Origin of the sequence: Ideonella oryzae, from assembly GCF_024055665.1 — a bacterium.
GTDB classification, from domain to species: domain Bacteria; phylum Pseudomonadota; class Gammaproteobacteria; order Burkholderiales; family Burkholderiaceae_C; genus Ideonella; species Ideonella oryzae.
In genome coordinates this window covers 18,744-37,847 of sequence record NZ_JAMXMC010000018.1, presented here as the reverse complement: position 1 = coordinate 37,847, position 19,104 = coordinate 18,744, and the positions used below count along the sequence as shown (strand labels likewise).

Annotated in this window: 21 protein-coding genes; 11 read left to right on the top strand and 10 right to left on the bottom strand. The window is 65.6% G+C overall.

Features of this window, described 5'->3' with window-relative positions:
• Positions 1-4 precede the first annotated feature (4 nt).
• On the bottom strand, positions 5-982 hold the full coding sequence (pip, locus tag M0L44_RS21165) for a prolyl aminopeptidase (RefSeq protein WP_252772168.1): 978 nt from the start codon (positions 980-982) through the stop codon (positions 5-7).
• 10 nt (positions 983-992) lie between these two features.
• Positions 993-1,463, bottom strand: coding sequence for an SsrA-binding protein SmpB (gene smpB / locus M0L44_RS21160; RefSeq protein WP_252772167.1), 471 nt, complete (start codon positions 1,461-1,463; stop codon positions 993-995).
• Positions 1,464-1,511: 48 nt separating this feature from the next.
• On the opposite strand from smpB, the gene M0L44_RS21155 reads away from it, so the two are divergent.
• Positions 1,512-1,964, top strand: coding sequence for a type II toxin-antitoxin system RatA family toxin (locus M0L44_RS21155; protein ID WP_252772166.1), 453 nt, complete (start codon positions 1,512-1,514; stop codon positions 1,962-1,964).
• Complete coding sequence (locus tag M0L44_RS21150; protein WP_252772165.1) at positions 1,951-2,268, top strand: RnfH family protein; 318 nt, start codon at positions 1,951-1,953, stop codon at positions 2,266-2,268. Before M0L44_RS21155 ends, M0L44_RS21150 begins: the two co-directional genes overlap by 14 nt.
• Before the next feature lie 30 nt (positions 2,269-2,298).
• Here the strand turns inward: M0L44_RS21150 and M0L44_RS21145 are convergent, their stop codons facing one another.
• Entirely contained in the window at positions 2,299-2,796 is a 498-nt protein-coding gene (locus tag M0L44_RS21145; protein WP_252772164.1) for a DUF4124 domain-containing protein, read from the bottom strand.
• Positions 2,797-2,956: 160 nt separating this feature from the next.
• Between M0L44_RS21145 and guaB the strand changes: the two genes are divergently transcribed.
• The 4 genes from guaB to M0L44_RS21125 all read left to right on the top strand — a co-directional run bounded on the left by guaB (position 2,957) and on the right by M0L44_RS21125 (position 8,008).
• Positions 2,957-4,429 carry an IMP dehydrogenase gene (gene guaB / locus M0L44_RS21140; protein ID WP_252772163.1) on the top strand — a complete coding sequence of 491 codons (1,473 nt, stop codon included), beginning with the start codon at positions 2,957-2,959 and terminating at the stop codon, positions 4,427-4,429.
• Positions 4,430-4,509: 80 nt separating this feature from the next.
• Complete coding sequence (locus M0L44_RS21135) at positions 4,510-5,784, top strand: TCR/Tet family MFS transporter (RefSeq protein ID WP_252772162.1); 1,275 nt, start codon at positions 4,510-4,512, stop codon at positions 5,782-5,784.
• Positions 5,785-5,793: 9 nt separating this feature from the next.
• Positions 5,794-7,398, top strand: coding sequence for a glutamine-hydrolyzing GMP synthase (gene guaA, locus M0L44_RS21130; protein WP_252772161.1), 1,605 nt, complete (start codon positions 5,794-5,796; stop codon positions 7,396-7,398).
• Between the two features lie 4 nt (positions 7,399-7,402).
• Positions 7,403-8,008: a 2'-5' RNA ligase family protein gene (locus tag M0L44_RS21125; protein WP_252772160.1), complete on the top strand. Its 606-nt coding sequence runs from the start codon at positions 7,403-7,405 to the stop codon at positions 8,006-8,008.
• A 15-nt stretch (positions 8,009-8,023) separates the two neighbouring features.
• On the opposite strand, the gene M0L44_RS21120 is transcribed toward M0L44_RS21125, so the two are convergent.
• Positions 8,024-8,899, bottom strand: a complete 876-nt coding sequence (locus M0L44_RS21120; RefSeq protein WP_354004159.1) for a LysR family transcriptional regulator — start codon at positions 8,897-8,899, stop codon at positions 8,024-8,026.
• Between the two features lie 94 nt (positions 8,900-8,993).
• On the opposite strand from M0L44_RS21120, the gene M0L44_RS21115 reads away from it, so the two are divergent.
• The 5 genes from M0L44_RS21115 to M0L44_RS21095 all read left to right on the top strand — a co-directional run bounded on the left by M0L44_RS21115 (position 8,994) and on the right by M0L44_RS21095 (position 15,051).
• Positions 8,994-9,401 carry a CidA/LrgA family protein gene (locus M0L44_RS21115; RefSeq protein ID WP_252772158.1) on the top strand — a complete coding sequence of 136 codons (408 nt, stop codon included), beginning with the start codon at positions 8,994-8,996 and terminating at the stop codon, positions 9,399-9,401.
• A gap of 9 nt (positions 9,402-9,410) precedes the next feature.
• A complete protein-coding gene (locus M0L44_RS21110) occupies positions 9,411-10,100 on the top strand; it encodes an LrgB family protein (RefSeq protein WP_252772157.1) in 690 nt (229 codons plus the stop codon).
• Between the two features lie 43 nt (positions 10,101-10,143).
• The gene (gene tadA, locus M0L44_RS21105) at positions 10,144-10,761 is read left to right on the top strand and encodes a tRNA adenosine(34) deaminase TadA (protein WP_252772156.1); all 618 of its coding nucleotides are present in this window, start codon (positions 10,144-10,146) and stop codon (positions 10,759-10,761) included.
• Positions 10,758-11,663, top strand: a complete 906-nt coding sequence (locus M0L44_RS21100; RefSeq protein WP_252772155.1) for an LD-carboxypeptidase — start codon at positions 10,758-10,760, stop codon at positions 11,661-11,663. The genes tadA and M0L44_RS21100 overlap by 4 nt, the downstream gene beginning before the upstream one ends.
• 286 nt (positions 11,664-11,949) lie before the next feature.
• Positions 11,950-15,051 (top strand): TonB-dependent receptor, encoded by a 3,102-nt coding sequence (locus tag M0L44_RS21095; protein ID WP_252772154.1) that lies wholly within the window; start codon positions 11,950-11,952, stop codon positions 15,049-15,051.
• Positions 15,052-15,176: 125 nt separating this feature from the next.
• On the opposite strand, the gene adk is transcribed toward M0L44_RS21095, so the two are convergent.
• The 6 genes from adk to M0L44_RS21065 all read right to left on the bottom strand — a co-directional run bounded on the left by adk (position 15,177) and on the right by M0L44_RS21065 (position 19,062).
• On the bottom strand, positions 15,177-15,830 hold the full coding sequence (gene adk / locus M0L44_RS21090) for an adenylate kinase (protein WP_252772153.1): 654 nt from the start codon (positions 15,828-15,830) through the stop codon (positions 15,177-15,179).
• Between the two features lie 141 nt (positions 15,831-15,971).
• Positions 15,972-16,730 carry a 3-deoxy-manno-octulosonate cytidylyltransferase gene (gene kdsB / locus M0L44_RS21085; RefSeq protein ID WP_252772152.1) on the bottom strand — a complete coding sequence of 253 codons (759 nt, stop codon included), beginning with the start codon at positions 16,728-16,730 and terminating at the stop codon, positions 15,972-15,974.
• Positions 16,727-16,924, bottom strand: a complete 198-nt coding sequence (locus tag M0L44_RS21080; protein WP_252772151.1) for a Trm112 family protein — start codon at positions 16,922-16,924, stop codon at positions 16,727-16,729. Before M0L44_RS21080 ends, kdsB begins: the two co-directional genes overlap by 4 nt.
• Positions 16,921-17,991 carry a tetraacyldisaccharide 4'-kinase gene (gene lpxK, locus M0L44_RS21075; protein WP_252772150.1) on the bottom strand — a complete coding sequence of 357 codons (1,071 nt, stop codon included), beginning with the start codon at positions 17,989-17,991 and terminating at the stop codon, positions 16,921-16,923. The genes M0L44_RS21080 and lpxK overlap by 4 nt, the downstream gene beginning before the upstream one ends.
• Complete coding sequence (locus tag M0L44_RS21070; protein ID WP_252772149.1) at positions 17,988-18,422, bottom strand: ExbD/TolR family protein; 435 nt, start codon at positions 18,420-18,422, stop codon at positions 17,988-17,990. Before M0L44_RS21070 ends, lpxK begins: the two co-directional genes overlap by 4 nt.
• Before the next feature lie 16 nt (positions 18,423-18,438).
• Positions 18,439-19,062 carry a MotA/TolQ/ExbB proton channel family protein gene (locus M0L44_RS21065; RefSeq protein WP_252772148.1) on the bottom strand — a complete coding sequence of 208 codons (624 nt, stop codon included), beginning with the start codon at positions 19,060-19,062 and terminating at the stop codon, positions 18,439-18,441.
• Between the last annotated feature and the right edge of the window lie 42 nt (positions 19,063-19,104).

The following is a 19,104-nucleotide window of genomic DNA, read 5'->3' as shown; positions in this document are numbered from 1 at the left end:
CGGCTCAGACCAGCCGGCCGGTGGCCGCGAAGCGGTCGGTGGCGGCCACGAGCTCGGCAGCGATGCCGGGCTCGTAGGACGAGTGCCCGGCATCGGGCACCACCACCAGCCGCGCCTGCGGCCAGGCGTCTGCCAGCGCATGGGCGTAGCGCACCGGGCAGATCACGTCGTAGCGACCGTGCACGATGATGGCCGGCAGGTGCTGGATGGCCGGCACGCCGTCGATCAGCTGCCCGGGCTTCAGAAAGGCCTGGTGGGCGAAGTAGTGCGCCTCCAGCCGGCCCATGCCCAGCGCGGCGGTGTCGTCCGTCATGGCGGCCACCGCCTCGGGCTGCGGCCGCAGGTAGATGCAGGCGCCTTCGTAGCGGGCCCAGGCGCGGGCCGCGGGCAGGTAGACGGCCGGGTCGGCGCTGGTCAGGCGGCGCTGGTAGGCGCCCAGCAGGTCACCGCGTTCGGCCTCGGGGATGAAGCCGGCGAAGGCTTCCCATTCCTTCGGGAAGATGTTGCGCACGCCGTAGAGCCACCAGTCGATCTCTTCCTGCGTGCCCAGCCAGATGCCCCGCAGCACCAGGCCCAGGCAGCGCTGCGGATGGGCCTGGGCGTAGGCCAGCGACAGGGTGGAGCCCCAGGAGCCGCCGAAGACCAGCCAGCGCTCGATCCCCAGCATCTCGCGCAGCTGTTCGAAGTCGGCGATCAGTCGGTCGGTGGTGTTGTCCTGGCAGTCGCCCAGCGGGGTGGACTGGCCCGAACCGCGCTGGTCCAGCAGGACGATGTGGTAGCGGGCCGGATCGAAGTAGCGGCGGCTGCGTGGCGAGGTGCCGGCGCCGGGGCCACCGTGCACGAAGATGACCGGGATGCCGGCGGGGTTGCCGCTGGTCTCCCAGTAGAGGCTGTGGCGGCCATCGACCTGCAGGTGACCGCTGCGCAGCGGCTCCAGCGGCGGGTAGAGGATGTCGTCCAGGGTGCGGGTGCAGTGGCTCATCGCGTGCTGTTCAATCCTTGGCGGGGCCGGAGACCTTGTGGCGCATCAGGCGGCCCTTCTCGCGTTCCCAGTCGCGCTTCTTCTCGGTCTCGCGCTTGTCGTGCTGGGCCTTGCCCTTGGCCAGCGCGATCTCGGCCTTCACCCGGCCAGCCTTGTAGTGCAGGTTCAGCGGCACCAGGGTGAAGCCGCGCTGCTCCACCTTGCCCACCAGGCGCTTGATCTGCTCCTTGTGCATCAGCAGCTTCTTGGTGCGGTCGGCCTCCGGGTGCACGTGGGTGGAGGCGCTGCGCAGCGCGTTGATGCGGCAGCCGATCAGGTAGAGCTCGCCGTTGCGAATGACCACGTAGCCGTCGGTGAGCTGCACCTGGCCGGCGCGGATGGCCTTGACCTCCCAGCCTTCCAGCACCACACCGGCCTCGAATTGCTCATCGATGTGGTACTCGAAACGGGCGCGGCGGTTTTCTGCGATCAGGGCGGACATGGGGGCAATCAGGACGGGCCGGCAGGCCCCTTAAAATCGGACCATTGTATGAAGCACGTCAAGAAGTCCGTCCTGCTCTGGTACACCCCGGCCGAGATGTACCGCCTGGTGGTCGATGTGCCGGCCTATCCGCAGTTCCTGCCCTGGTGCGAACGGGGCGAGATCCTGGAGCAGCGCGAGGACGGCGTGACAGCCAAGGTCCACCTGCACTACGCCGGCGTTCGCCACGCATTCACCACCCGCAACACCCATCAGCCTGACCGGCAGGTGCTGATGCGCCTGGTGGATGGGCCGTTCTCCATGCTGGAGGGGTCCTGGGATTTCCTGCCCTTGGGCTCGGGGCAGGAGGCGCCCAAGGCCTGCAAGGTTGAGTTCGACCTGCGCTATGCCTTCTCCAGCCGGCCGCTGGAACTGGTGCTCAGCCCCGTGTTCGACCGTGTGGCCAACACCTTCGTCGAATCCTTCGTGAAGCGCGCGGAGCAGGTCTATGGACCCCGCTGAGGCACAGGCGATGCTGGACGTTGAAGTGGCCTACAGTCCGGCGCCGCGCCAGGTGGACCGCGTCTCTTTGACGCTGCCGGTGGGCAGCACCGTGGCGCAGGCGCTGCAGGCCAGCGGCCTGCTGGCACGGCATGGCCTGGCGCTGGATGACACGCTGTCCGTGGGGGTGTGGATGAAGGCCCGGCCTCTGGACACGGTGTTGCGTCCGAATGACCGGGTGGAGGTGTGGCGTCCCCTCACCGTCGACCCGAAGGAAGCACGCTGCCAGCGCTACCGCAAGCAGAAAGTGGACAAGGTCGGGTGAACGTCCTCGGGCCGCGCGCGGCCCGGGGCTTCAATCGCAGCTGTTGCTGATCTGCTGCTGGGCGCGGGTGATTTCTTCGGCGCGCGCCTTGTCGTCGAGGAACTCGCGCTCACCCTTGTCGTTGGCACGGGCCATGCGCGCGCCACTCTGCAGCATCTGCAACTGGTTGCGGGCCCGCTGGCAGTTCTGGGCCTTCTCGGCGCTCACACGTTCCTTGGTCGCCTTGATCTTGGCGTCCTTGTCGGCGGCCTGGGCCTGCGCCAGCTTGTTCTTGCGGGCTTCCAGGTCCTTGTCGATGCCGGCCGAGGCTGGGGGGGCAGAGGGCGAGGCGGCGTCGCTGGGCGCGGCGGCCATGTGCGCGGCGCTGGGGCGCTGCAGGATGTCCTTGTCTGGCACCTCGGCGCCAGGCGGCCTGTCGCTGACCATCACGTGGCCGTCCCGGTCGCGCCACTTCCAGATGGACTGTGCCGAAGCGGCGGTGGTGGCAAGGGCCAGAAGGCCCAACAGGCAAAGGCGGGACAGCGTCATGGCGGGCTGCTGGGATCAGGTGGAGGACAGCGCATCCGGGAATGCAGCGGGGAGTGTAAGGCGGCCGGTCTCACTGCGGGCGAGGCAATGTGTATCCATGCCGACAGGAAAGATGCGTGCGCATTCCGTATAATCCGCTTTTGCGTCTGGAGCTTTCCCCATGCGCCTTCTTGGCAAAGCGCTGACCTTCGACGATGTGTTGCTGGTCCCCGCGTTCTCGCAAGTTCTGCCACGCGACACGTCGCTGGCCACCCACTTCTCCCGCAACATCGTCCTGAACCTGCCGCTCGTCTCGGCAGCGATGGATACGGTGACCGAAGCCCGCCTGGCGATCACGATCGCACAGGAAGGCGGCATGGGCATCGTGCACAAGAACCTCACGCCCAAGCAGCAGGCGACCGAGGTGGCGCGGGTCAAACGCTATGAATCCGGCCTGTTGAAGGACCCGATCACCATCTCGCCCGAGACCCGGGTGCACGAGGTGAAGGCACTGTCCGCCCAGCATGGCATTTCGGGCTTCCCGGTGATCGAGGCTGGCAAGGTGGTCGGCATCGTGAGCGGCCGGGACCTGCGCTTCGAGACCCGTCTGGACGTGCCGGTGCGCGAGATCATGACGCCGCGCGAGCGCCTGATCACCGTGAAGGAAGGCGCTTCGCTGGCCGAGGCCAAGGAACTGATGCACAAGCACAAGCTCGAGCGCGTGCTGGTCGTCAACGACGCCTTCGAGTTGCGCGGTCTCTTCACCGTCAAGGACATCACCAAGCAGACCACCTTCCCCAACGCGGCCCGTGATTCGCACGGCAAGCTGCGCGTGGGCGCTGCGGTGGGCGTGGGCGAGGGCACCGAAGAGCGCGTGGAGCTGCTGGTCAAGGCCGGCGTCGATGCGCTGATCGTCGACACCGCGCATGGCCACTCTGCGGGCGTGATCGAGCGGGTGCGCTGGGTCAAGCGCAACTACCCGCAGATCGAGGTCGTGGGCGGCAACATTGCCACCGGTGCCGCAGCGCTGGCGCTGGTCGAGGCCGGTGCGGACGCGGTCAAGGTCGGCATTGGCCCGGGTTCCATCTGCACCACCCGCATCGTGGCCGGTGTGGGCGTGCCCCAGATCATGGCCATCGACAGCGTGGCCACGGCACTCAAGGGCACGGGCGTGCCGCTGATCGCCGACGGCGGCATCCGCTACTCGGGTGACATCGCCAAGGCCATCGCCGCCGGTGCCAGTACCGTGATGATGGGCGGCATGTTCGCCGGCACCGAAGAGGCACCGGGCGAGGTCATCCTCTACCAGGGCCGCAGCTACAAGAGCTACCGCGGCATGGGCTCGATCGGGGCGATGAAGGCCGGTTCGGCCGACCGCTACTTCCAGGAAAACGACGAGACCACCAACCCCAACGCCGACAAGCTGGTGCCCGAGGGCATCGAAGGCCGCGTGCCTTACAAGGGTTCGCTGGTGTCGATCATTTACCAGATGGCGGGCGGCCTGAGGGCTTCGATGGGCTATTGCGGTTGTGCCACCATCGACGAGATGCGCGACCGGGCCGAGTTCGTCGAGATCACGGCGGCCGGCATTCGCGAAAGCCATGTGCACGATGTGCAGATCACCAAGGAAGCGCCCAACTACCGGGCGGAGTGAGCTCTCGTCGTGACCCTTCGCAGCGCCCGGCCCGTCCGGGCGCTGTCATTGAAGCCTCTGCCTAAAGTCCGATGCGTCCGATGAGCCCAGCCGAGACCCCGGGAACCTCCACCCGCCAGCGGACGGCCGCGATGCCGTTCATCATGCTGACCGTCCTGATCGACATGGTGTCGATCGGGCTCATCATCCCGGTGCTGGCGCCGCTGGTCGGCACCTTCACCGGTTCGCAGACCGACCAGGCCTTCTGGTACGGCATGGTCAGCCTGGCCTTCGGTGTGGCCAACTTCTTTGGCTCGCCGGTGCTGGGCGCTGCGTCGGATCATTTCGGTCGCCGTCCCGTGCTGCTGCTGGGCTTCACCGGCCTCGCGCTGAGTTTCTTCGTCACCGGCCTGGCCACGGCGGTGTGGATGCTGATTGCCGTACGGCTGGTCAGCGGGGCGCTGCAGGCCAATGCGGCGGTGGCGCAGGCCTATGTGGCCGACATTTCCACGCCGCAGGAACGGGCCAAGCGCTTCGGCATGCTGGGCGCCACCTTCGGCATGGGCTTTGTGCTGGGGCCGGTGATGGGCGGGCTGCTGGGCCACATCAGTCTGCACCTGCCGTTCTTCGTGGCCGGCGGCCTGGCCATCCTGAACGCGATCTACGGCGTGTTCGTGCTGCCCGAGTCCCTGCCCAAGGACCGACGCGTGCCGATCAATTGGCGCAAGGCCAACCCGGTGGCCTCGCTGCGCCGTCTGGGTGAGACCGAGGGCATCGGCACCCTGGTCGCGGTCATCGGCCTGTCCAGCCTGGCCCAGTTCATCCTGCACACCACCTGGGTGCTTTACACCACCTTCAAGTTCGGCTGGGGGCCGAAGGAGAACGGCTGGTCGCTGTTCGCCATCGGTGTCATGGCCGTGCTGGTGCAGGGCGGCCTGATCCGCGTGGTAGTCAAGCGCATCGCGCCGCAGCGCATCGCGGTGATCGGCCTGGTGTCCTCGGCCATCTGCTACCTGCTGTGGGGCCTGGCCACCGAGGGCTGGATGATGTACGCCATCATCGTGCTGGACATCTTCGGCATGATGGTCAGCACCACGCTGCAGACGGTGGTCTCCACCGCGGTGGACGAGCATTCCCAGGGGCGCACCCTGGGCTCCGTGGCCTCGCTCAACAGCCTGACGGCCGTGGCCGCACCGGTGATCGGCTCCTTCCTGCTGCAGCTGACCGCCCATTACCCGCATGGCGACTGGCGCATCGGGGCCCCGTTCTACCTGTGTGCCGCACTGCAGGTGCTGGCCACCGTGCTGGCGATCCAGCATTTCCGCCGCCATCCTTCACCGCTCAAGCCCACCGAGGCCGAGGCGGCTCCGACCTGAGATCCCACCATGCATGACAAGATCCTGATCCTCGACTTCGGCTCCCAGGTGACGCAGCTGATTGCACGGCGCGTGCGCGAGGCCCATGTCTACTGCGAGATCCATCCGAACGACGTCTCGGACGACTTCATCCGTAGCTTCGCACCCAAGGGCATCATCCTGTCGGGTAGCCACGCCAGCACCTACGAGGACCACCAGTTGCGCGCGCCGCAGGCGGTGTGGGATCTGGGCGTGCCGGTGCTGGGCATCTGCTACGGCATGCAGACCATGGCGGTACAGTTGGGCGGCGAGGTGAGCTGGAGCGACACCCGCGAGTTCGGCTACGCCGAGGTGCGCGCCCATGGCCACACGCGCCTGCTGGAGGGTGTGCAGGACTTCGCCACGGCCGAAGGCCACGGCATGCTCAAGGTCTGGATGAGCCATGGCGACAAGGTCACGACGCTGCCGCAGGGCTTCAAGCTGATGGCCAGCACCCCCAGCTGCCCCATCGCGGGCATGGCCAACGAGGACAAGGGCTACTACGCCGTCCAGTTCCACCCCGAGGTGACCCACACCGTGCAGGGCGCGGCCATGCTGACCCGCTTCGTGCGCGATATCGCCGGTTGCGCAGGCGACTGGATCATGGGCAACTACATCGAGGAAGCCATCGCGAAGATCCGTGAGCAGGTGGGTGATGAGGAGGTGATCCTCGGCCTGTCCGGCGGTGTCGATTCGAGCGTGGCCGCGGCACTGATCCACCGCGCCATCGGCGACCAGCTGACCTGTGTCTTCGTCGACCACGGCCTGCTGCGCCTGAACGAGGGCGACATGGTGATGGACATGTTCGCGGGCAAGCTGCACGCGAAGGTGATCCGCGTGGATGCTTCCGAGCTGTTCCTGGGGCAGCTGGCCGGCGTGACCGACCCCGAGAAGAAGCGCAAGATCATCGGCGGCCTGTTCGTCGATGTCTTCAAGGCGGAAGCCGGGAAACTCAAGGCCGCTGGCAACGGTGTCAAGGGCGCCACCTTCCTGGCCCAGGGCACCATCTACCCGGACGTGGTGGAAAGTGGCGGGACCAAGACCAAGAAGGCCACCACGATCAAGAGCCACCACAACGTGGGCGGCCTGCCCGAGCAGCTGGGCCTGAAGCTGCTGGAGCCGCTGCGCGAGCTGTTCAAGGACGAGGTGCGCGAACTGGGCGTGGCCCTGGGTCTGCCGCCGGAGATGGTCTATCGCCATCCTTTCCCGGGCCCGGGCCTGGGGGTGCGCATCCTGGGCGAGGTGAAGAAGGACTACGCCGACCTGCTGCGCCGGGCCGATGCCATCTTCATCGACGAGCTGCGCTCCACCATCGAGCCGAACTCCGGCAAGAGCTGGTACGACCTGACCAGCCAGGCCTTCACCGTCTTTCTGCCGGTCAAGAGCGTGGGCGTGATGGGCGATGGCCGCACCTACGACTACGTGGTGGCCCTGCGCGCGGTGCAGACCAGCGACTTCATGACAGCCGACTGGGCCGAGCTGCCCTACAGCCTGCTCAAGAAGGTCTCCAGCCGCATCATCAACGAGGTCCGCGGCATCAACCGCGTGACCTACGACGTCTCGAGCAAGCCGCCTGCCACCATCGAGTGGGAGTGAGCTCTTGTCCGACCAGCTGTCGCTGATGGGTTTCGAGGCACCGCCCCCGGCGGCGCCGACGGATCGGCTGTTTTTTGCGTTGCAGCCGACGGATGCGGCATGCGCGCAGATTGCCGCGCTCAGCCAGAGGCTGCGCGAATCACACGGTCTGAACAGCAAGCCCATCGCACCGGAGCGGCTTCACATCACGCTCCATCATCTGGGCGACCACGCTGGTGTGCCTGCCGATGTGGTGGAGGCCGCGGGCCGCGCTGCTGCGCGCGTGGTCTGCGCGCCCTTCGACGTGGTGCTGGACCATGCGATGAGCTTTCGCATCCGGCGGGACAAGGCGCCTTTCGTTCTGCGCACGGCCGCGAGCCACGAGGCCGCCGTGTTGGACTTCCAGCGCCAGCTGGGCCAGTCCATGGCCCTCGAGGGGCTGGGGCATTCGGTGGATGTCCGTTTCACACCGCATGTGACGCTGACCTACGCGCCGCGCGAGTTGCCGGAGTCACCGGTCGAGCCGGTCCAATGGACGGTGCGGGAGTTCGTGCTGATCCACAGCCTGCTGGGCAGGACCCAGCATCGGGTGCTGGCGCGCTGGCCTCTGTCCGGAGCACCGCAGGGCTGACGGGCGCAGCGCTGCTCAGCGGGCAGGGTTGATCAGGTCCAGCCAGGCCTGGGCCGCATGGGACAAATAGGCCCCGCGCCGCCAAGCCAGTGCCATGTGCCAGGTCAGCGCGGGGGCGGTGAGGGTCACGGTGCGCACGCCCGCATGGTGGCGCTGCTCGGCCATCATGCGGGGCAGAAAGCCAATACCCAGACCAGCGGCCACCAACTCGATCATGAAGTCGATCTGGCTGGTGCGGGCTGCCACATGCGGCGTGAAGCCGGCCTGCTGACAGGCCTCCAGAATGATCGGGTTGAGTGCGAAGCCGGACTCGAACAGCACGAAGGGCAGGGCGGAGAGACGAGCCAGCTCGACTTCCGATGCCTGACCCAGGGGTTGACCCGCGGCGATCAGGACCACGATCGGTTCCTGGCGCACCAGCTTGAAGTCGAACTCGGCGGGCACCGGTGCCAGCAGGCCGGCCAGATCGATCTCGCCGGCCCGCAGTACTTCTTCCAGCCGTTTGGAGCCGTGCTCCACCAGCCGGATGTCGATGCCGGGATAACGGGCGCGGAACTGCGCGAACACCGGGGCGAAGAGCTGGCTGCTGCCGATGGGCGGCAGACCGAGGCGGAGCTCGCCGCGCTGCAGCCCCCGCAGTGCGTTGAGCTCGGCCATCAGGTCGTCCTGCTCGGCCAGCAGGGTCAGCGCGCGCCGGTGCACGATCTCGCCGGCCGGTGTGAGGCGTGGCGGGTGCACATCCCGGTCCAGCAGCACGAAGCCGAGGTCTTCCTCGAGCTGGCGCACGGCCTTGCTGACGGCCGACTGGGTGGCAAAGACGGTACGTGCTGCCTGAGAGAAGCCGCCTTGGCGGGTCACCTCCACCAGGGCCCGCAGGGGACGCAGTTTGATGTCCATTCCAGAATGGAATTGAAGTCAGTAGAACAATTCGCTTTCATCATGCTGCACTGCGCCATACATTGCAAGCCAGCAGGAGGTAATTCCCATGAGCTTGCATGACATGTCCGTGATCACGCGCCGCCAGTGGCGCCACCACCGTCTGGTGCAGATTGGCCTGTTGGTGCTGGCTTGGCTGGCCGGAGAGGTCATCGTGCGGGTGAGTGGCATTGGCCTGCCGGGCGGCATCGTCGGCATGGCGCTGACCCTCCTGCTGCTTGCCACCGGGCAAATCCAACTGGGCAGCCTGCGCCGCGGCGCCCAGTGGTTCCTGGCCGAGATGCTGCTGTTCTTCGTGCCGGCCGTGCTGGCGGTGCTCAACCACCCGGAGCTGTTCGGCTGGCTGGGGGCCAAGGTGCTGGCCGTGATCGTGCTGGGCACGCTGACCGTGATGGCCGTGACTTCGGTGGTGGTCGACTTGGTGCTGCGCTTGACCCATCACCAGGCCGCTGCCTGAGGAACCGTCATGAGCACCCTGTTGCTGACCCTGGGGTGGTCGACCATCACCATCCTCATCTACCTGGCCGCCAAGTCCTTCCACCGGCTGCTGCCCCGTTGGTGGAGTGCGCCGCTGGCCGTGACGCCAGCCGTTCTCATCGCGCTGGTGCTGCTGGCCCATGAGGACTACAGCGACTACATCCGCGGCACACACTGGATGGTGCTGCTGCTGGGCCCGGCGACCGTGGCCTTCGCGGTGCCGATCTTCGAGCAACGGGCCCTGATCCGCCGGCATTGGCCGGCCCTGCTGCTGGGCATGGTGGCGGGCAGTTCGGCCGCCATGCTGTCGGCCTGGGGGTTGGCGAGCCTGTTGGGGGTGGGCGGTGAACTGCGCCTGAGCCTCTTGCCTCGCTCCATCAGCACTCCGTTCGCGATGACGGTGTCGGGCGACATCGGTGGCGTGCCTGATCTGACGGCAGTGTTTGTTGTCTTCACCGGGGTGCTGGGCGCTGCGCTGGGCGAAGGCATGCTGCGCTGGCTGCCCCTGCGCAGCAGCCTGGCCCGTGGTGCGCTGTTTGGCATGGGGGCGCACGGCGCCGGCGTGGCCAAGGCCAGCCAGGTGGGGCAGGAAGAGGGCGCCGTCGCGGGGCTGGTGATGGTGCTGGTGGGCGTGATGAATGTGTTGATGGCGCCGGTGCTGGCCGTGCTGTTGCGGTGAGCGTGCCGGGGCGTGGCATCATGCCGGTCCACCGCGACCGATCATGACCGAGCCCGAGAGTCCCCTGCACACGTTCAGCGCACAGGATGAAGCCGCGATGCGGATCGCGCTGGATCAGGCGCACAACGCCTGGCTGGCCGGCGAGGTGCCGGTGGGGGCGGTCATCCTGCGAGACGGGCAGGTGCTGGCCACGGGTTACAACCGCCCGATCACCACGCATGATCCGACGGCACATGCCGAGTTGGTGGCGTTGCGCCACGCCTCCCAGTTGGTTGAGAACTACCGGCTGCCGGACTGCGAGCTCTTCGTCACCCTGGAACCCTGCGCCATGTGCGCCATGGCCTTGATGCATGCGCGCTTCAAGCGGGTCGTCTTCGGGGCGCTGGACCCGAAGACGGGATCGGCGGGCTCGGTGGTGGATCTGTTCGCGCAACCGCAGTTGAACCACCACACCCTGGTGCAGGGCGGGTTGATGGCCGATGCCTGCGGACAGATCCTGCGCGATTTCTTTGCGGAGCGTCGGCGCCAGCAGCGTGCTGCACGGCCGGCGTCTTCCCCATCCGAGCAGCTTATGGAAGCCGCCGCCATTCCTGCTGGGGAGGTGGTGGAGCTTCCCCAGGATGCCCTGGACAACTTCCCCCCTTCTCCTGGCCCGACATGACCCTCGAATCCAAGCCCTCTCTGACCCTTTATTCGCCCGCGGGTGTGGTGCTGAAGGCCGCGCCGGTCCGGCTGGCCGCCGCCCGCCTGAAAGAGCGTGGCTTTGCCGTGCGGATCGACGAGGCGGCCCTGCTGAAGAGTCAGCGGTTTGCCGGAGACGATGAGCAGCGCTTGGCTGCCATCCACCGGGTGGCCGCCGAGGCACCATCCGTGGCCATGGCGACGCGAGGCGGCTATGGCCTGTCCCGCTTGCTGGACCGGATCGACTGGGACCTGCTGGCCCGCAGCGTGGACCAGGGCACCCGCTGGGTCGGGCACAGCGATCTGACGGCGCTGCAGATGGGCTTGTTGGCCCACAAAAAAGCGCCGACTTGGTGCGGCCCGTTGGCGGCGGACGATTTTGGTGCGGAGACACTGGACGAGGTCACCCCCGACTGCTTCTGCGAGGCGATGTCCGGGGAACTCGAGGCCGTGGGCTTTCGCGCACCGGCTGGTTTTGACGGCTTGGGCGTCGCAGGGCTGCTGTGGGGCGGCAACCTGAGCATGCTGTGCGCACTGCTCGGAACCCCCCACTGGCCCAAGGTGCGGGGGGGCATCCTCTTCCTGGAGGATGTGGCGGAACACCCCTACCGTGTCGAGCGGATGCTGCTGCAGCTTCACCAGGCCGGTGTGTTGTCGTCGCAGAAGGCCATCCTGTTGGGGGCCTTCACGGCGTGGCGCAAGTCGCCGATGGACCGCGGCTACAGCCTGAAGACCGTCGTGGAGCATCTGCGGACCTTGGCCGGGGTGCCCATCCTGACGGGCTTCCCGTTTGGCCACGTCCCGACCAAGGTCACCATGCCCTTTGGAATGCGGGTTCAACTGGCCGTGGAAGGGCGTGATGCCCTGATTGGGTGGCACTGAAGACGTCTTCAACAGGGCTCCCTGACCGAGGAAAGATCGCCAGGGAAGCGGCGTGACACCATAAGTGGCGCCAACACGCCAACTGCCCCCTAGGTCTGTGCTGCATCCATGCAACAAAACAGCCTGTTTGCACGCCACTAAGGATTAGTGGGGGGGCTCCCCAGACGTGACCTTCCGTCACAATCGGTTCACACGTTCCTGGTGCAAGTACATCAAGGCTTCACAAGACCGGCATGTGCCTTGCTCCCGGAGTGGGTCTATCGATCAACCATCTGGAGAGTAGTCAGTGGCTCAAACTCGCAAGTCATCCACGCTGTGGCGCCGGTCCGCAATCGCGGTTGCCGTCGGCCTGAGTGTCGTGTCCGGCGCATCGTTCGCGCAGTCGAACGCGACCGGCAATATCTATGGCCAGGTCAGTGTTGCGGCTGGTAGCAGCATCCTGATCGAAAACGCTGCGACGGGTGTCAAGCGCACGCTGACTCCGGACGCGTCTGGCCGCTTCGTGGCTTCGTCGCTGCCGACTGGCACCTACAAGGTCACGCTGATGCGTGATGGCAAGGTGATCAGTGTCACCGAGAACGTGGAAGTCTCCCTCGGTCAGGGTCGCGAAGTGTTCTTCGCCGACACGGCCGCCACCCAGACCGTGCAGGTCGTGGGCAAGGTCGCCCAGATCGACATGTCCAGCACCACCAATGGTGCGACCTTCACCGCCAAGCAGCTGGCGGCACTGCCGATCGCTCACGATGTGAACGCGATCATCCAGCTGGCCCCCAACACCACCACCGCTGACCCCCGCTATTCCGGCGGCGCCAGCATGGGTGGTGGGGCTCCGTCTGAAAACTCCTACTACATCAACGGTTTCCCGGTCACCAACCCGCTGACCCAGCTGGGTGCCGCCGAACTGCCGTTCGGCGCGATCCAGGAAGCGCAGGTGCTGACGGGTGGTTTCGGTGCTGAGTTCGGTCGTTCGATCGGCGGCGTGGTGAACATCATCACCAAGAGCGGTACCAACAACTGGGAAGGCGGTGTTCAGGCGAGCGTGACGCCGAACGGGTTGCGCGGTAAGGCACGTGACATCTACTACCCGAAGACGGGCTACAACCCTGACACCGACGGGCTGATTTATCGCAAGCGCAGCGACAACACCGAGGACGAGTACTCTCTCGGCGCCTATGTTGGTGGTCCGCTGATCGAAGACACCCTGTTCATGTTTGTTGCCGCGGAGCGGCTGCAGTCCAACCGTGGCACGGCAGGTTACGTTGCCGACCCTGCAAACAACCCCGTTGGAACCTGGACCAAGTCAGAGAACACCAACGATCGCTATCTGGCGAAGTTCGACTGGAACATCACCAGCGACCATCACCTGGAGCTGTCGCTGGTGGGTGATCGGTACTACAACACCGAGAAGCTCTCCACCTACGACTACAGCACCGGCAAGCACAGCACGGACTATGGTGCAGCGGCCAACTACACCAACGTCGATGGCACCAACGACGGCGTCGGTGCCGCTTCGCAGATCCTGAAGTACACCGGCTATCTGACGGACGATCTGACGGCTACGGCCCTGTACGGCCAGAGCAAGACCCAGCACATCAACAGCTTCGAAGGCGTTGATGTGAACAGCAATATCCGGCAGGTCGTTCTCAATACTCCGTCAGCCGCCGCTCCTGGCTTGACGTATAACAATCCGTATCCTTTTGACTACGGTACGCAAGTGCTGGCCCCGGGGTCGGAGGACACGGTCAAGTCCCTGCGCCTGGACCTGGAATACCGCATGGGTGACCACTCGCTGCGCGGCGGTCTGGACCAGGTTCGCCTGAAGTCCAAGGCTGCGGGCATCACCTATGCCGGTGGCGGTCTGCTTCGTTACTACTCCACCACCGATCCCAACCTCGTTCCCACTGGTATGACCACGTCGGTGGGCGCCGGTGGTGCGCTGACCGATGGCACGAATTACTACTACGGGCGAGACCAGATCTTCAACGATGTGACGGATGCCGAGTCGAACCAGTCGGCCCAGTACATCGAAGACAAGTGGCAGGTCACCAAGAACCTTCAGCTGATCGGTGGCCTGCGTCACGAGGCCTACGAGAACAAGAATGGCGATGGCAAGGTTTTCTTGAAGGTGAAGGACCAGATCCATCCGCGCTTGGCATTTACTTGGGATCTTGATGGCGATTCCTCTACCAAGATCTATGGTTCGGCGGGTCGCTATGGCGTCCAGATCCCGACCCATCTGGCGGTGCGCGGCGCCAGCCGCTCGACCTTCACCCGTCAGTATTTCACCTACACCGGTGTGGATGCCAATGGCCAACCGATCGGTCGCGTGGACCTGGGTGACCCGTATTCGTCCAACAACGAGTATGGCCAACCCAAGGACTACAAGACGGTGGCAGCTCAGGATCTGAAGCCCAACAGCCAGGATGAGCTGACCCTGGGCATCGAGAAGGCGCTGTCCGATTCGCTGACCGTGGGGGGGCGTGTCACCTACCGCAAGCTGGTGGCGACCATCGACGACCTGTGCGACTACCGCCCGTTCACCCAGTATGCGATCGACCACGGCATCACCGATGCGAACGGCGATCCGTTCGAGGTGGGTGTCAACCCGGCTCCGTTCGGTTGCGCCTCCTTCAATCCCGGTCAGTCCAACACTTTCCTGGTGGACTACAAGGGTGACGGCAACTACACCAAGGTCAAGCTGAGCAAGGAAGACCTGGGCTTCGACTCCGCCAAGCGCACCTACTTTGCCGTCGACTTGTTCGCTGAGCATCCCTACAAGGACGGCTGGTACGGCAAGGTGACCTATACCTGGTCGCAGAGCAAGGGCAACACCGAAGGTCAGACGCTGTCCGATGTGGGCCAGACCGACGTGGCGGCCACCCAGACCTGGGACTTCCCGGCTCTGATGGAAGGTGCCTACGGCTACCTGCCAGGCGATCGTCGTCACCAGATCAAGGCCTTCGGCTTCTATGACCTGACGCCGGAATGGGCCATTGGTGCCAACCTGCTGATGGCCTCGGGCCGACCCAAGAGCTGCCTGAGCAACTATGGCGGTACCACGGACGGTGGCGACTACTATGGCTACGGTTCGTCGTTCCACTACTGCTCCAGCGATGGTGGTCAGACCTTCACCTACTCGCCGCGTGGCAGCAAGGGCAACCTGCCCTGGGACAGTCGCATCGACCTGAACCTGACCTACAAGCCGGACTTCGTCAAGGGCCTGTCCCTGCGTGCGGACGTGTTCAACGTCTTCAATTCGCAAGTTGCTTCGGCCATCGACGAGCAGCAGATGGAGCAAGACGCAGTGTCCAACACCTACGGTCGCGTGATTGGCTACACCCCGGCTCGTTCCGTGAAGCTCACTGCGTCGTACGACGTGAAGTTCTGATTCGGTTTCTCCTGATCAGCCGAAAGGGTCCGCAATGCGGGCCCTTTTTTTCGGGCGTGCAAACGCCGCTGGCAAAAAAAAGCCCACCGTTTGGTGGGCTTGCGCTTCTTTGCTTTGAGAGGCTCTTACTGCAACGCACCCATCGCACGCGACGTGATGTCATCCACCGAGCCCATGCCGGAGATCTTGCGGTAGGCCGGCGCAGCGGCGTCACCCGTCGCAGCCCAGTCGCTGTAGTAGCCCACCAGCGGCTTGGTCTGAGAGTGGTACACCTCCAGGCGCTTGCACACCGTGGCTTCCTCGTCATCCGGGCGCTGCACCAGATCTTCGCCGGTGGCGTCGTCCTTGCCTTCAACCTTCGGCGGATTGAACTTGACGTGGTAGGTGCGGCCGGAGGCCACGTGCACGCGGCGCCCGCTCATGCGCTCGATGATGGCCTCGTCGGGTACATCGATTTCCAGCACGTAGTCCAGCTTGACGCCAGCTGCCTTCATGGCTTCTGCCTGCGGGATGGTGCGCGGGAAGCCGTCGAACAGGAAGCCCTTGGCGCAGTCCGGTTGGGCGATGCGTTCCTTGACCAGACCGATGATGATGTCGTCGCTGACCAAGCCGCCTGCGTCCATCACCTTCTTGGCGACCAAGCCCAGCTCAGTGCCGGCCTTGACGGCTGCGCGCAGCATGTCGCCGGTGGAGATCTGTGGAATGCCGAATTTCTGGCAGATGAACGCTGCCTGGGTTCCTTTGCCGGCGCCGGGCGCGCCCAGAAGAATCAATCGCATGGAAATGCCTCGTGATGGTGAATTCTTGTTGCCGCAGTGGGCGAAGTCAGGCCCCAGACAGGTGCCTGACCTTGTTTGAGGGCAGGATAGCATGGGCTCACCTGCACGGACCTGACGCGGCCGGAGGTGTGATCTGCGGGCTTACCCCAGGTAGTGTTGTTGAACGCGGAGCAGGTCTTCCGGCGTGTCCACACCAGCCGGCGGAGGGGTGTCGGTGACGTAGACGGCGATCTTGCCGCCATGCCACAGGATGCGAAGCTGCTCCAGTGCCTCTGTCTGCTCGAGTGGGGCGGCTTCCAGTGCGGGGAAGCGCTTCAGGAAACCGACCCGGTAGGCATAGAGTCCGATGTGTCGCAGGGCAGGGGTCTGGGGGGGCAGATGGGGCTCGCCTGGGGTTGAGCCGTCACGCCACCAGGGAATGCTGGCTCGGCTGAAGTAGAGGGCCTGGCCCTTCTTGTCGAGGACGACCTTCACCACGTTCGGGTTGCGCAGTTCGTCCACGGAGTCGATGGCGTGGGCGGCGGTGGCCGCAACGCAATCGCCATTTCTTTCCAGCAGTTCTGCGCAGGCCTGAACCAGGGCAGGATCGATCAGGGGCTCGTCACCCTGCACATTGACGACGATCTGGTCGTCGCTCAATCCAAGGGTTGCGCAAGCCTCTGCCAGCCGGTCACTGCCGCTTTGGTGGTCTGTTCGCGTCATCACCGCCGGCACGCCATGATCGGCACAAGCCTGAGCAACCTCGGCCACATCGGTGGCGACCACCACCTGCACGGCTCCAGCCTGAGCGGCCCGTTCGGCCACCCGCACCACCATGGGTTTGCCGCCCAGGTCAGCCAGCGGCTTGCCGGGCAACCTGGAGGAGGCCATGCGGGCTGGAATGAGAACGGTGAAACTCACAGCGATTCCTCGGCTGCCAGTGTGCGGGCTTCGCCCTCCAGCATGATGGGGATGCCATCGTGGATGGGAAAGGCCAGCCGATCTGCCGCGCAAACCAGTTCCGCAGGCCGTTGCTGCTCGTCACGCCGCAGCTGAAGAGGGCCTTTGCAAAGCGGGCATACCAGCATGTCGAGAAGTCGGTGGTCAGCAGTCATGGGTGCGAAGAAGAGTCGTTTCGAAGTGCGCGGTCCAACGCGTGGATCGCTTCTTCGGGAAGCTGGAAGTCTAGCGCCACCACCCACAGCCGGGGTCGTACTTGATGACGCTCCGGGGGGAGCTTGACGGCGTCCTTCTCGGTGATCAGAACGTCGACGTCCTCCGCGGGCCAGGGGGCGATGTTCAGGCTGTCGTGATCGGGCAGCGGCAGGCGCCGAATGCACATGCCTGCCTGTTCCAGTTGTCGAAAGAAGCGTTCGGGCTCGGCAATGGCGGCGCAAGCCAGAAGTGGAGTCTGTCGGGAGCGTTCGATCAGGGTGTGCAGGCAAGCTGGATCGGCAGGCAGGCCCTGCCACCACTGGGCCAAGCTCACGGCCCCGGCCAGTTGCCGCCGGGCGCAATGCCCAGGCAGGCGGGTGCTGGGCCGCTCTGCGTTGTAGATCACCTGACACGGCGTCAGAGAAGGTGCGGGCCAGCGGCAAGGCAGCAACTCCCGCAAGGGGCCGGCCGGCAGAGGCAGGCCATTGCCCGCGCCCCGGGCGTCGAAGACGACCACAGAGGCCGTTCGGGGCAACCGCGTGTGCTGAAGTCCGTCGTCGGCCACCAGCAAATCGACCTCGGGATGGGCGGACAGAAGGGCCTGGGCCGCAGCGTGGCGGTCCCGTCCCACGCAAAGCGGTGCGCCGGTGCGCAGATGGATCAGCAGAGGCTCGTCGCCAGCTTCGTTCGCGGGCGTGGTCGACGTCACCTCGAGCAGCGTGTCACTCTGGCGGCCGTAACCACGGGACACCACGCCAGGGTGCCAGCCCCGTTGACGCAGGGCCTGCACCAGTGCCATGGTCGTGGGGGTCTTGCCCGCTCCACCCACGATGAGGTTGCCCACCACGAGCACCGGCGCCCTGAGAGGAGTCTGCCGGCGCGCCCATCGATGGCCCAGCCAGCGCTGCCACCCGGAAACCAGCAGGTACAGGGCTGAAAAAGGCAGCAGCGGCCAGACAGCCCAGCTGGGCCGGGATTGCCACCACTGCCGTTGCAGCCACAGGGCCAGCGGCGAGACGTGGCTCACGGCTGTGCGGTGCTGCCTTGGGCGGGGAGCTGGGCGGCGAAGGTGATGCGGTTCAGGCCCACGCGGCGCGCCGCGTCCAGCACGTTGATCACGGACTGATGGGCCGCGGTGGCGTCGGCCGAGATGATGAGGAAGGCATGGTCCTGCCCCCCTGCGGCCTTCTGCAGCGAACTGGCCAGGGCGTCGACGTCGCGGCCGTCCACCGGTTGGCCATCGACCGCATAGCGGCCATCGGCCGCCACGGCCACGATGATCTGTGCCGGGCGCTCTTTCACCGGATCGGCTGCCGCCGAAGGCAGGTTCACCTGCAGTTCGGTGAATTTGGCGTAGGTGGTGGACAGCATCAAAAAGATGAGGATCACCAGCAGCACATCGATGAACGGGATCAGGTTGATCTCGGGTTCATCAGAGGAAGATCCGCGGAAATTCATGGGCAGCAACAGTCAGTCAGCGGGTGCCCTGCCGCAGCAGCTGTTGCAGCAGCCGTTCGCTGGCCTGTTCCATGTCATGCAGGAAGTCGTTCACCCGGCTGCGGAAGTAGCGGTGGGCCATCAGCGAGGGGATGGCGACCATCAGGCCGAACGCGGTGTTGTAGAGCGCCACGGAGATGCCATGGGCCAACTGGGTGGGGTTGGTGCCACTGCCCGGAGCTTGAGAGCCGAAGATCTCGATCATGCCGATCACGGTTCCCAGCAGACCCAGCAGCGGCGCCGCAGACGCGATGGTGGCGATGGCATTGAGGTAACGGTCCAGGCGGTGCGCCGCGGAACGCCCGGCGGATTCAAAGGCCTGGCGGAGCGAAGCCTCCGGGGCGCGCGGATCGGACGCCCAGGCGCGCAGCCCGCCTGCCAGCACACTGCCCATGACGGAGTTGTCTGAGAGTTTTTTGAGCACGTCCGCATTCGGTGCGCCCTGCTTGGCCACCGCGAGCACTTCGTCAATCAATCCCTCCGGCGCCACGCGGCTGCGTCGAAGGGTCATCAGGCGTTCCAGGATGAGGGCAAGGGCCCCGACCGAACACAACATCAGCGGCCAGATTGGCCAACCAGCGGCTTGTAAGATGGACAGCAACGAGATTCCTCTGGCGCACGGCCCTGCGAACAGTTGGCGCGA

Coding starts and splice junctions, on each gene's coding strand:
- M0L44_RS21150 (WP_252772165.1), top strand. CDS start 1,951: ATGGACCCCGCTGAGGCACAGGCGATGCTGGACGTTGAAGTGGCCTAC.
- M0L44_RS21070 (WP_252772149.1), bottom strand. CDS start 18,422: ATGAATTTCCGCGGATCTTCCTCTGATGAACCCGAGATCAACCTGATC.
- adk (WP_252772153.1), bottom strand. CDS start 15,830: ATGCGATTGATTCTTCTGGGCGCGCCCGGCGCCGGCAAAGGAACCCAG.
- M0L44_RS21100 (WP_252772155.1), top strand. CDS start 10,758: ATGACCCTCGAATCCAAGCCCTCTCTGACCCTTTATTCGCCCGCGGGT.
- M0L44_RS21155 (WP_252772166.1), top strand. CDS start 1,512: ATGAAGCACGTCAAGAAGTCCGTCCTGCTCTGGTACACCCCGGCCGAG.
- tadA (WP_252772156.1), top strand. CDS start 10,144: ATGACCGAGCCCGAGAGTCCCCTGCACACGTTCAGCGCACAGGATGAA.
- guaB (WP_252772163.1), top strand. CDS start 2,957: ATGCGCCTTCTTGGCAAAGCGCTGACCTTCGACGATGTGTTGCTGGTC.
- M0L44_RS21135 (WP_252772162.1), top strand. CDS start 4,510: ATGAGCCCAGCCGAGACCCCGGGAACCTCCACCCGCCAGCGGACGGCC.
- smpB (WP_252772167.1), bottom strand. CDS start 1,463: ATGTCCGCCCTGATCGCAGAAAACCGCCGCGCCCGTTTCGAGTACCAC.
- guaA (WP_252772161.1), top strand. CDS start 5,794: ATGCATGACAAGATCCTGATCCTCGACTTCGGCTCCCAGGTGACGCAG.
- M0L44_RS21110 (WP_252772157.1), top strand. CDS start 9,411: ATGAGCACCCTGTTGCTGACCCTGGGGTGGTCGACCATCACCATCCTC.
- pip (WP_252772168.1), bottom strand. CDS start 982: ATGAGCCACTGCACCCGCACCCTGGACGACATCCTCTACCCGCCGCTG.
- M0L44_RS21145 (WP_252772164.1), bottom strand. CDS start 2,796: ATGACGCTGTCCCGCCTTTGCCTGTTGGGCCTTCTGGCCCTTGCCACC.
- M0L44_RS21115 (WP_252772158.1), top strand. CDS start 8,994: ATGAGCTTGCATGACATGTCCGTGATCACGCGCCGCCAGTGGCGCCAC.
- M0L44_RS21080 (WP_252772151.1), bottom strand. CDS start 16,924: ATGACTGCTGACCACCGACTTCTCGACATGCTGGTATGCCCGCTTTGC.